The organism is Donghicola eburneus (genome assembly GCF_900115865.1).
In the GTDB taxonomy this organism is placed as follows: Bacteria; Pseudomonadota; Alphaproteobacteria; order Rhodobacterales; family Rhodobacteraceae; genus Donghicola; species Donghicola eburneus.
In genome coordinates, this window is sequence record NZ_FOXY01000008.1 from 205,764 (window position 1) to 217,447 (window position 11,684).

The window sequence follows — 11,684 nt, forward strand, 5'->3', positions numbered from 1 at the left end:
TTCAGTCTACGGTCGCGAGCTGAGGCTCTGCGGCGATCTGGTTTTCAAAGATCTGCACAACATCAGGGATCGCGACGAAGTTGTCGTTCCAGCGTGCCATGGCCAACAGGGTGCCTTCGGGCCAGCGGGTGCCCACGGCAGGGACGGGGCGCAATGTCTCGGGGTCGATCTCGGCGATGGCGTGCACCTTTTCTGCGATCACGCCGACGGTCATCGCTTTTTCGTTGACCGTGGTTTCGATGATCAGAATGCGCGTTTCTCGATCCGCAGGCTTCTGTTCCATGCGAAACAGGGGGCGCCAGTCCGCGACGGGCAGAACCACACCGCGGATGTTGATCAGACCGGCCGAGAAGTCGCCCGCGCACGGCACGGGGGTCAGGGCGGGCAGTTCCAGCACTTCGCGCAGAACGTCGGTGGGCAGAGCCATTTGCTCTCCGCCCATTTCAAACGCTACCACGCTGTTCAGGCGCGGGATCAGGTCGGCATAGGTCTTCTTGCTCATGCTGCGTTTCCTTTCAGGCGCTGTTCAATGTCCTGACCCAGCGAAACCAGATGCAAGACATCGAGGATCAGCGCGACGCACCCGTCCCCAAGAATTGTCGCACCCGAGAAAATCTTGAGGCGGCTGTGGAGAGGCGACAGCTGTTTGATAACGGTCTGGTTGGTGCCGATGATCTCGTCCACGATCAGACCGACGCGGGTGTCATTGGTGCCCACGATGACGATCTTCTGGTGTTCCGAAGTTGCGCTCTGACGGTTGAACACCTTGTTCAGACGCAGCACTGGCACCAGCTCATTGTTCAGTTCGATGACGCCGGTGGCTTCATCGTTGGCCGCGAGCTTTTCAGGCAGTTCGAGAATCTGCTCGACTGCCAACAGGGGCAGGGCGTAACGCTCGGTGCCGACGCCGATCAGTAGGCCTTCGATAATGGCGAGGGTCAGCGGCAAGCGCAGGGTAAAGTTTGTACCCTGCCCAGGTTCCGAGGTGATCTCGATGGTGCCGTTGAGCGCTTCGATGGCCTGTTTGACCACGTCTGCACCCACACCGCGCCCCGAAAGAGCCGTGACCTGAGCCGCAGTCGAGAAGCCGGGCTCCAGCACCATTTTCAGGATTTCGCTGCGGGGCACGTCGCTGTCTTCGGTCAGGAGGCCGCGCTCGATAGCGCGCTTGCGGATGGCTTCTTCGTTCATGCCGCGACCGTCATCGATGATTTTAATCACCACCTCGGCGCCCGCATGGCGTGCGGATAGCTTGACGAGACCGCGCTCGGGCTTGCCAGCTTCGGCACGCTCTTCGGGCCCCTCAAGTCCATGGTCCACAGAGTTGCGGAGCATGTGAACGAGAGGGTCTGTCAGCTTTTCGACCACGGTTTTATCAAGTTCGGTCTCTTCGCCTTCGACGATGAAGTCAAAAGTCTTGCCAGTGCTTTCCGCCAGATCGTGGGTCAGGCGGCGGAAGCGGCCCATGATACTGGACAGCGGCGTCATCCGGAGCGCCATGGTCGAGTCGCGCAGGCCCAGAGCCAAACGTTGAATGTCCTCTACCACGCTGTGCAGCGCCTCGTTTTCCAACTGGTTCGCAATGGCTGCCAGACGCGCTTCGGCGATCACAAGTTCACCCACGCGGTCCATGATCAGGTCAACGCGGTCTGCTGCAACGCGCAGCTGCGCAACGGGGGCTGCGGCGGCCTTGGTCGGTTTCGAGGCTTCTTTGGCTGCGGGCTTTGCCTCGACAACGGGTGTGGCGGGCGCAGCAGGAGCGGCTTCGGCGGGCGCCGCAGGGGCTGCGACCTCAGCTGCTGGGGCCTCGGCGCGGACGGGGTCCAGCGACAGCTCCATCTGGTCTTCGTGAAACATAAAGACGTCGCGGATCACGCTCTCTTTGAGCGCGCCGGGCAGAATGACTTGCCAGCCAGTGTAAATCGCGCGGGCATCCATCTCTGCGATGCGCGGTAGGCGGTCGGTCAGGGGGCGAACCATGGTGGTCTCTCCGCCAACTTCGCGCAGTTCGTCCAGCATCGCGATCGGGTTGCCGCCGATTTCCATGAAGTCTTGGGGCAGGCGGAACTTGAGGTCCCATTCCTTGATTTCGGCAGGGGCGGCAGCAGCTTCGGCCACAGGCGTGGCAGCCGCCGCAGGCGCAGCTTCCCCAGAGGTGGCCGCAGACAGGGCAGCTGTCAGCTCTGCGTCGCGTGACGGATCGGGCTCGCCGCCTTCGAGCAGGTCGGCGATCAGGTCATATGCGGTCAGTGCCACATTGATCAGCTCTGGCGTCACAACAGCATTGCCGGAGCGGACCGCTTCGAACGCGGCCTCGAAGTTGTGGACAAAGGAGGCGAGGCGCGAAAAGCCAAACATCGCGCCTGTGCCTTTGATTGTATGAAGAGCGCGGAAAACGCCAGCGACCACTTCTAGGTCGTCAGGGGTATCCTTAAGCACCAAAAGCCCCTCTTGCAGGGCCTCCATGAGAGCTTCAGCTTCCTGACGGAAGATCTCTTGCGTTTCCGCGTCCATCATTATCCGGCTACCTTCTTAACGACTGCGAGAAGCTGCTCTTGCTCGAACGGCTTCACCATCCAACCCAGTGCACCAGCGGCACGGGCGGCTTCTTTCAGACCGCCTTCGCTCTCGGTCGAGAGGAAGATGATCGGCACACCGGAGCTGCTGGGATCGGCGCGGTACGCCTGAATGAATTCCAGTCCGGTCATGTTGGGCATGTTCTGGTCGGTGATGACCATCGCATAGCGGTGCGATTTGGCGGCCTCGAGCCCTTTGGCCCCGTCGACAGCTTCGGTGACGGCATAGCCCGCTTGTTGCAGGGTCATCGACACCATTCGACGCACCGACGGGGAATCGTCGACGATCAGGATTTCTTTGCTCATATTAATCTTCCGTTATGAAAGGGGATCAGTGCTGCGTTGTCAGTGCAGACAGTTCCGCATCGGTCAGACCGATCCGGATGAACGCTTCTGCGAGTTTGGGAGAAGTCAGCAGAGCCGCCGTCACCTGATCCTTGGTGACCGCTTTTTCCTTGAGGGCGACCATGATGAGTTGGGCGATGCCAAAGAGCACCGTGTCCGAACTATCATCGTCAATTGCAGTGGTCAGCTCGGCACTTTCTGTGCCGACAGCTTCTTCGAAGCCGAAGCGAACGGACTCGAGGTCCGAAAGAGTGCTGGTCATCTGCGACGACAGGTTAATCTTAATCTTGTCCATAGGGTCCTCCGCGCAGGTTCAGCTTAAAACGCGATACCTTATTGTGGAGGTAGCGCGCCTTCTCCGCATCCTGTCAAAACGGCGGCACAATCCACCGCTGTATAGTCCGAAGGTATATTCGCGGGTCACCGAAGGGCGGGAATTCACGACCATTGCCCCCGATGTTCGGCAGGACGACCCTACGTAAAGGGCCGACCCGCAATTTTGCAGGCTGGCCCTATGTTTTCGTTGATTCTGTTGGCTGGCCTTACGCCAAGGACGGGAGCCAGAGCACAATTTGCGGGAATGCTACGAGCAGCGCGATGGTTACCGCATCGGCGATAAAGAAGGGTGTGACCCCCTTGAACACGTCCTGAACACTCAGATCATCACGCACGCCAGCGACCACAAAACAGTTCAGACCAATGGGCGGCGTGATCAGGCAGAACTCGGCCATTTTAACGACCAGAATGCCGAACCAAATTGCACACATGGGCCCCGACATGCCAAAGGTGCTGTCTGCTGCGCTGACCATCTCGCCCCCGTTCAGGGCCATTATGGCGGGATAGACCACAGGCAAGGTCAGCAGCAGCATTCCGATCGCGTCCATGAACATCCCAAGCACCGCGTAGGCCAAGAGAATGCAGATCAGGATCAGTAATGGGCTATACTCCAGAGACGTGATCCAGTCCGAAAATGCATGCGGTAGGTCCGCAAAGCCCAAGAAGCGCACGTAGATCAGGACCCCCCAAATGATGGTAAAGATCATAGCCGACAGACGGGCGGTTTCGATGATTGCATCCTTGAACTGGGCCCACCGCATTCCGCGTGCCAGTGCCATCACAAAGATGATAAAGGCACCGACCGCGCCGCCTTCGGTGGGGGTGCCCCACGCGTCACCGCCGAACGGGTTGTAGACAAAGAAGATGATGATAACGACCACCGCGACGATCGGTAGGGCGGGGGGCAGCGAGGCAAACCGCTGTTTCCACGTGAAACCCCGCACCGGCGGGCCAAAGTTCTTGATCGTGAGCGCGAGCCCGATGATGAGCGCGCCGTAAACGATGGCCGAAAACAGTCCGGGGATGAAGCCTGCTAGCAGCAGCTTGCCCACGTCTTGTTCGACAATAATCGCGTAGATCACGAGGATCGCCGAGGGCGGGATCAAGGAGGCCAGCGTGCCGCCAGCGGCCACAACCCCAGCGGCAAAGCGTTTGTCGTAGCCGATTTTCAGCATCTCTGGTATGGCAACTCGGGCAAAGACTGCAGCCGTCGCGACGGATGCGCCGGACACTGCGGCAAAGCCTGCGGTCGCAAAGACGGTCGATACTGCCAGCCCGCCCGGCACCCATGCAATCCAGCGTTTGGCGGCTTCGAACAGGGCGCGGGTCAGTCCCGCATAGTAGGCCAAATAGCCGATTAGAATGAAGGTCGGGATCAGGCTGAGCGCTTGGCTGGCAACCTTGCCGTGGGGGACTTGACCAGCTGTTTTCACAGCGACCGTCAGGGCCCATCCGAATTGTTCGGGGTCCATGCCCTTCTTGGCCCAAAAGATCCAGATCAGGCCGACCAGACCGGCCATTGCCGCTGCGAATGCAACGCGCATTCCCAGAAGCACCATGACCATCATACCGCCGGTGACCCAGAGGCCGATTTCAATGCTATCCATGGCCTTAATCCCTGCCTTCGATGTGTTCAGCCTCGGCTGCGGCTTGTTCGGCAGCGCTCTGGATCAAGGGGACGGCGACGGGGCTGTCGGTTCCGCTGATGATCGCGCGCCCATAGCCAATGACCTGTATGGTGCACCGCAGGCAGAGCACGGCAAAGGCGACGGGGGCCAAGAGTTTCGCGGGCCAGATCGGCAGGCCGATATCAATGGTGCTATCGCGACTCCACATGGGTTTGCTCATGTCAAAGCTACGATCAAAATGCGCCCAACTGCCCCAGACAAGGAGCAGCATCAGGATCAAAATCAGGCCGGTGGTTATTAGTTCGAACAGCCATAAGGGGCGGCCCGACAGGCGCGCGACCAGAATGTCCATGCGGATGTGGCCGCCGTCGCGCTGTACGTAGCTGACCCCCATAAACGCGATCAGCGGCATCAGCTGGGTGATCCAATCCACATATCCGGGCAAAGGTTGGTTGAACCCGTTGCGCCCCGAGACGGACACCACCGCTAAAACCATTAGGCCAAAGACGGCCAGACCGGCCAACAAGGCCATAAAGCGCTCCAGACGCATCAACCCCTGATCCATGCGGCTCAGGAGGCTGTCGTCGGTCAATACTGTGGCAGACCCCGCCATGCGTATTCCCCGTTCATTCAGAATGGACAGGCCCCGAAGGTCGTCTTCGGAGCCTGCAACAGTCTTGGGTTAGTCCAAGCGGATCACTTGCGGGCGTCTGCCAGCGTGTTGTTCACCAGATCATAAAGCTCTTGGGCGGGCAGGCCCTGCGCGCTCATCTCGTCGATCCAGGCTTGGTGGATGGGGCCGCCAGCCTTTTCTTTGAACGCCGCGATCTCTTCGTCCGAGATCATGACCTTTTGAACGCCCTTCTCCTCGAGAACGGTGTCCCAACGCTTGAGCAGTTCGCCGTAGTTGGACAGGTAGTAGTCGATCGCCTCAGGCACGGATTCGTCCAGAATGGCGCGGTGTTCATCCGACAGGCTTTCGTAGGCGTCGATGTTCACGACCACGGGGCAGTTCACCGTGCCGGGGTTCAGGTTCGCGGTCCACCAATCGGCCTCGTTGATGGTGCCAAAGGACAGGTGCGCGTGCTGAGCAAAGGCCACGGTGTCCACAACGCCCGACTGCATCGCCTGATAGGCTTCGGAGCTGGTCACAGATGTGGGGACGCCGCCCACGGCTTCGAACGCGCGACCCAGACCGCCAGTCGCGCGAACGCGCATGCCGTCAAACTCGGCTAGTTCGTCGCGGGGCTCGCCAGTGCCGACCAGATTGTATTGAGGCATCGGGCTGGTCATCAGCATCTTGGCGTTCCACTGGGCCATTTCATCGGCCACGGCGGGGTGGGCGTAAACGGCGTGGCTGACGGCCACCTCTTCGTCCAGCGTGTTCACGCCAAGGAAGGGCAGTTCCAGCACAGTGATCGCGCGGTTCTTGTCCGCGTGGTAGCCCGCGCAGAACTGGGCCATTTCAAAGGCGCCAATCGAGATGCCGTCGAGGTTCTCTTTGTTGTTGGACAGACCGCCATAGCTGACGTTCATGGTGAAATCACCGCCCGACTTTTCCGCAACCAGTTCAGCCAGCTTTTCGATGTGCTCGGTGAAAGCGCGGCGCTTGCCCCAAGTGGAGACGTTCCATTCGGTTGCGCTGGCCTCGGCAGCGAAGCTGACAGCAACAAGTGCGATGGCCGTACGGCCAAGCAAAGTTTTCATACATTTTCCTCCCATTATCGCGCCCTATCCCGCACCTCGTTTCCAAGGCTCCTCTTGCGGTCAGAGCGTCTGATGCCTCAATTCGTGCATGACCGGACCCCACATGGCAAGGGTAACGCGCGGCTTTTTCCACCCAGCGGAAGTGTAAGACGTCAGGGCATAAAAAAGTCGCCCACCGGTGATCCAGAGGGCGACTTTGTTCGTAGGTGGCAAGGTTTTAGCCCGCGAGGGCGCCAATCACCTTGGTTAGAGACACAGTGCCTAGGTATTGGCCATCCTCTTCGGTCACGCCTAGGGTCTGGTTTGGTGCCTGCGCCAACGGGTGCAGCGCATCGTTCAGCAGCGTGCCTGCCGGAATGTTCGCGCCGTCATAAGGTGTTCCAGCCTCGGCCAGTGCCCGCAGTCGAATCACTTTGCCGCGGTTAATGTCCTTGGTGAAGTCAGCGATATAGTCGTCGGCGGGGGTCAGAACGATCTCGGGGGCGGTGCCCTCTTGAATCATGGCGCCGTCGCGCAGGATCGCGATCTTGTCTCCAAGGCGCAGCGCCTCGTCCAAATCGTGGGTGATGAAGATGATGGTCTTGTGCAGCTCGTCCTGCAGTTCCAGCAGGATGGATTGCATGTCGTAGCGGATCAGTGGGTCAAGCGCACTGAACGCTTCGTCCATCAGCAAGATTTCGGCGTCGGTGGCTAGGGCGCGGGCCAGACCCACGCGCTGCTGCATGCCGCCAGACAACTGGCCTGGATAGTGATCCTCGTAGCCGGTCAGGCCAACGCGGTTGATCCAGTGCTGGGCCTTTTGCTTGATCTCGTCTTCCTTGAACCCTTGTACCTCGAGCCCGTAGCCGACATTCTCCATCACTTTACGGTGGGGCAGGAGGCCGAACTTCTGGAACACCATCGAGGTCTTCTTGCGGCGGACATCGCGCAGTTGCTTGTCCGACATTGTCAGTACGTCGTCACCGTCGATCAGAATCTGACCATCAGTGGGCTCGATCAAGCGGTTGATGTGGCGGATCAGGGTCGATTTGCCCGAACCGGACAGGCCCATGACGACCTGAATCTGTTTGGCCGGAATATCGAGGCTGACGTTGTTGATCCCCAGCACGTGGCCGGTCTGGTCCAAGAGTTCTGGCTTGCCGAGGCCGCTTTTGACCTGCGGCAGCACCTTTTTCGGATTCTTGCCAAAGATCTTGTAGAGGTTTTTGATCTGTACCTTGAGTTCGGACATCATTTGCCTCCGTTGCGGTAGGCTTGCAGACGCTTGCCGTAAGTTTGCGACACGCGGTCAAAGATGATGGCTAGAGCTACGATTGCCAGACCGTTCATTAGGCCAAGCGCCAGATACTGGTTCGAAATCGCACGCAGCACGGGCACACCAAGGCCTTTGACCCCGATCATCGAGGCGATCACGACCATGGACAGCGCCATCATGATGGTCTGGTTGATGCCGGCAAAGATGTTGGGCAGGGCCAGTGGCACCTGTACGCCCCACAGTTTCTGCCACGGCGAGGTGCCAAAAGCATCTGCCGCTTCGAGTACGTCTTTGTCCACCAGTCTGATGCCCAGATTGGTCAGGCGCACAATCGGGGGAATTGCATAGATGCACACGGCCAAAAGGCCCGGCACTTTGCCAATGCCAAGCAGCATCACAACGGGGATCAGGTACACGAAAGACGGAATGGTCTGCATCACGTCGAGGATGGGCGTAATAACGCCTTGGGCACGGTCGGATCGCGACATCAGGATGCCCAAAGGTATCCCGATTGCAATGCAGAGCAGCGTCGCAACCGAGATGATCGCCAGCGTTGCCATCGTGTCTTCCCACATGTCGAGGACACCGATCGCGATGAACGCCAGAACCGAACCTGCAGTGATCTTCCACGAACGCGACCCCAGCCATGCCAGACCGCCGACAACCAGCAGGATCACGGGCCAAGGGGTGGCTTCGAGCAGTTTCTCGAACCAGATCAGGAACCGCAGCAGCGGATCAAAGAAATTCTCAAGCTGTTCGCCATATGCGCGGGAGAAACCCTTGAAGGTCTCATCGACCGCTTGCTTCATGCCGCTCAGCGTTTTTCGGCCCAGGGAGGGAAATTCGTATAAGAATTCCAAAGCCGTCACCTCTTTTGTTGTCTTGTTGTCCGGATAACGGTCCGGCGCCCATAGCAAACGGGGGGCGCTTCAGACGCCCCCCGTTCAACGTTCCCAATGGCTCTTAGAGCTCCGACTTCACGCCTTCAGCCGCTTCTTCGGACACCCAGCCAGTCCAGATCTCGGGGTATGTCTCAAGGAAGTGGTAGGCTGCGTCTTCGCCAGTCGCCTGGTTCTCGTTCATGTAGACCAGCATCTCGTTCATGATTTCGCCGGGGAAAACACGGCTTTTCAGGTAATCAACGGCGATGCCGCCTTCCTGCATCAGACGATCGGTGATGATGCTGTGAACTTCGGACTCGGTGTACGACGAAGGCTGCGGGTCGAGGCATTCCTGTTCGGGCTTCACGATGCAGCCGTCCCAGTTTTCGCTGCCGGCCCATTCGGTTTCCCACTCAAGCATCTGCAGCTTGTATTTGCCGATGATCGCGGTCGGAGCCCAGTAGTAGCCGAACCATGGCTCGTCACGCTCGACAGCCTTGGCGATCGAGCCGTCCAGACCTGCGGCCGAGCCGGGATCGACGAGGGTCCAGCCCTTGTCTTCCATGTCAAAGGCGCGGAAGAGGTTCGCGTTCGAAAGCTGACAGCCCCAGCCTGCGGGGCAGCCCATGAAGGCACCCAGCGATTCATCTTCGGCGTAGGGGAACAGCTCGGGGTGCTCCAGCAGCTTTTCGACAGTGTCCAGCTCGGGGTGGTCTGCTGCGAATTTCTCGGTGACCCACCAGCCTTCACCCAGTCCGGTGATCGGGCCTTCGACGACCGAATGCAGGCGGCCTTCTTCCATGGCGGCCATCAGGGGGTCGCGCACAGCGTTGATCCACAGCTCGCCTGCGACGTCAGGCTCTCCCTTTTCATTCATCGAAGCAAAGGTGGTGGTGGTCGCGCCAGGGATCAGTTCGACATCGCAGCCATATCCTTCTTCGAGAATGAGTTTGTCTACGTTCGCCATCAGTTCCGCCGAGGCCCAGTTCATCTCGGCCATGGTCAGCTCGCCGCATTCGCTGGCCATCGCGCCGGATGCCAGTGCTGTGGTCATGCCAAAGACGGTGAGCGCGCCAAGTTTCTGAAGTTTCAACATCATCCCTCCCAAGGGGTTTGCTTTTCGCTTTTGCCGAGTGGTCCCCGACGATCATTGAACATCGGCGCCGCATTCTGCGAGTGCAAAATCGCGACACCGTGATGTCGGAAACAGACCATATGTTTTCAGAGGTGTAAAGGAATAGAGCGCGGCGGGCCTTGGGCCCAATCCATCTGCGCATGGGACAACGGCCTTTGGGTCAGGGCAAAGGCAATAAATCGATGGAGATGCGAGAAGAAATGGTCGGATCAGTCGTCCATTTGTGACGCAGCTATCGCCAGACCATCAACGACTGCCGTAAATGCCTCTGACCTTTGCAAGGTCGCCGAGGGGCAAACTGCCTTGGCTTCGTCTTCGACCATGGACATCAGGCTAGAGCCGCCCACTAGCACAATGGTGTCGATCTGTGTGGGCATCACGCCCGCCTCCATAAAGGTCTGGTAGAGCGCATTTCGCATCTTCTCGCGTTGCCCTTCGAGGGCGGCGTTCATGCTGCCCTTAGTGATCGGGGCAGCGAGTCCCGGTTCGACAAAGCCCATCTGAATTTGGGTTCCGGACTGACCTGTATTTGCGCCGATCTTCCCTGCCTCGACCGCAAAGGCCAACTCATGCCCTAGCTGCTCTTTGATAACGGTATCAAGGCGGCTCATGGCGTCGGGGTCCTCGGCATGGCGCAACATGTCTTCGACCAGCTTCTCTGTGTCGCGAGAGTAGACAAAGGGGATCTTTGCCCATGTTGCCAAATCCGCGTAGATCGCGTTTGGCACCGGGAGCCGTCCATCGCCAAAGGTGCGTCGTAGAGTGCCCCCATAGCCGAGTAGTGGCATGGCATGGGTCATCGAAATTGCGTGGTCAAAATCCGTCCCGCCAAGGCGGACCCCGTGGCTGGCAAGAATCTGAATGTTGTCACCCTTGGCTTCAAAGATCGAGAAGTCTGACGTGCCGCCCCCGATATCTACGATAAGGCCTCGTCCATTTATCTGTTGGTCTGCGCCATATGCATGGGCTGCTGCCTCGGGTTCGTTCATAAACGCGATCTCAGAGAAGCCAGCAGCGCGGTAACATGCCTCAAGATCTTCGAGTGCGCGTGCATCTTTGTCAGGGGCGCCGGAGTGGAAGTGTACAGGGCGGCCCGACAAAACGCGTTCGCAGCTATGCCCTGTCTGTTGTTCTGCTCGCTGCCTTATACGGGCTAGAAAAGCCGTAACCACATCTGCAATGGTGCGGCGCTGCCCACCAATCAACCTGCTCTCGTGAAACAGGGGATCGCCAAGCACAGATTTCAGCGCGCGCATGTAGCGCCCCTCTTCCCCGTCGATCAAAGCCGAAGAGGCGGCTTGTCCATAGAGCATGGTTTTTGTCTCTGCGGGGAAAAACACAGCGGTGGGGATGGTATCTGCGCCAGCTTCCAAGGCGACTCGTGATAGCTGCCCGTCTTTGTAGGTTGCGGCTGCAGAGTTGGAAGTCCCGAAATCAATCCCGAGTCGGATGGCGGCCATGGTCTTTCCCTCGAATTTAGCAAAGCCATTGGCTAGCGCGCCGGACTTGGGGCATCAACCAAGAATACAAATGCTTTGCTGGTTTTGCTCTGCTCCGTAGTGGGCCTCTGCAGAGTGGCGTCCAATATCTGTCGCTCTGTTGGGTGAAGAACCCCTGTTTGTCGCGTTTCTCGCTATGTGATGTGCTTGTTCATTCGCTTGTTGCTGTTTGATTTTGAGTATTTTGGATTTTTTTGAGTTTTTTGGATTTTGTGTTGATTTGGGGGTTGCGACTCTTTGTTGGTATCCGTAGAAGGCCCCTCACCGGCGGCGCTGAGGCGCGGTTGGGGCGGACGGGACGGTCGGAAGGCTGGAAGGTTCG

11 protein-coding genes are annotated in these 11,684 nt (G+C 58.8%); all 11 read right to left on the bottom strand.

What is annotated here, in order from left to right:
- Nucleotide 1 precedes the first annotated feature (1 nt).
- A complete protein-coding gene (locus BM225_RS15240; protein ID WP_072709963.1) occupies nt 2-502 on the bottom strand; it encodes a chemotaxis protein CheW in 501 nt (166 codons plus the stop codon).
- Nucleotides 499-2,517, bottom strand: a complete 2,019-nt coding sequence (locus BM225_RS15245) for a chemotaxis protein CheA (protein WP_092464830.1) — start codon at nt 2,515-2,517, stop codon at nt 499-501. The genes BM225_RS15240 and BM225_RS15245 overlap by 4 nt, the downstream gene beginning before the upstream one ends.
- Complete coding sequence (locus BM225_RS15250; protein ID WP_072709967.1) at nt 2,517-2,882, bottom strand: response regulator; 366 nt, start codon at nt 2,880-2,882, stop codon at nt 2,517-2,519. The genes BM225_RS15245 and BM225_RS15250 overlap by 1 nt, the downstream gene beginning before the upstream one ends.
- A 25-nt stretch (nt 2,883-2,907) precedes the next feature.
- Nucleotides 2,908-3,216, bottom strand: coding sequence for a hypothetical protein (locus BM225_RS15255; protein WP_072709969.1), 309 nt, complete (start codon nt 3,214-3,216; stop codon nt 2,908-2,910).
- A 247-nt stretch (nt 3,217-3,463) separates the two neighbouring features.
- Nucleotides 3,464-4,864: a TRAP transporter large permease gene (locus tag BM225_RS15260; RefSeq protein WP_072709971.1), complete on the bottom strand. Its 1,401-nt coding sequence runs from the start codon at nt 4,862-4,864 to the stop codon at nt 3,464-3,466.
- Between the two features lie 4 nt (nt 4,865-4,868).
- A complete protein-coding gene (locus tag BM225_RS15265) occupies nt 4,869-5,498 on the bottom strand; it encodes a TRAP transporter small permease subunit (protein ID WP_072709972.1) in 630 nt (209 codons plus the stop codon).
- A gap of 83 nt (nt 5,499-5,581) precedes the next feature.
- Nucleotides 5,582-6,592: a C4-dicarboxylate TRAP transporter substrate-binding protein gene (locus BM225_RS15270; protein ID WP_072709974.1), complete on the bottom strand. Its 1,011-nt coding sequence runs from the start codon at nt 6,590-6,592 to the stop codon at nt 5,582-5,584.
- 217 nt (nt 6,593-6,809) lie between these two features.
- Nucleotides 6,810-7,826 (bottom strand): quaternary amine ABC transporter ATP-binding protein, encoded by a 1,017-nt coding sequence (locus BM225_RS15275; protein WP_420809857.1) that lies wholly within the window; start codon nt 7,824-7,826, stop codon nt 6,810-6,812.
- Nucleotides 7,823-8,656 carry an ABC transporter permease gene (locus BM225_RS15280; RefSeq protein WP_218157059.1) on the bottom strand — a complete coding sequence of 278 codons (834 nt, stop codon included), beginning with the start codon at nt 8,654-8,656 and terminating at the stop codon, nt 7,823-7,825. The genes BM225_RS15275 and BM225_RS15280 overlap by 4 nt, the downstream gene beginning before the upstream one ends.
- Nucleotides 8,657-8,810: 154 nt before the next feature.
- On the bottom strand, nt 8,811-9,782 hold the full coding sequence (locus BM225_RS15285; protein ID WP_420809858.1) for a glycine betaine ABC transporter substrate-binding protein: 972 nt from the start codon (nt 9,780-9,782) through the stop codon (nt 8,811-8,813).
- A gap of 290 nt (nt 9,783-10,072) precedes the next feature.
- Nucleotides 10,073-11,323: an Hsp70 family protein gene (locus BM225_RS15290; RefSeq protein WP_072709992.1), complete on the bottom strand. Its 1,251-nt coding sequence runs from the start codon at nt 11,321-11,323 to the stop codon at nt 10,073-10,075.
- Between the last annotated feature and the right edge of the window lie 361 nt (nt 11,324-11,684).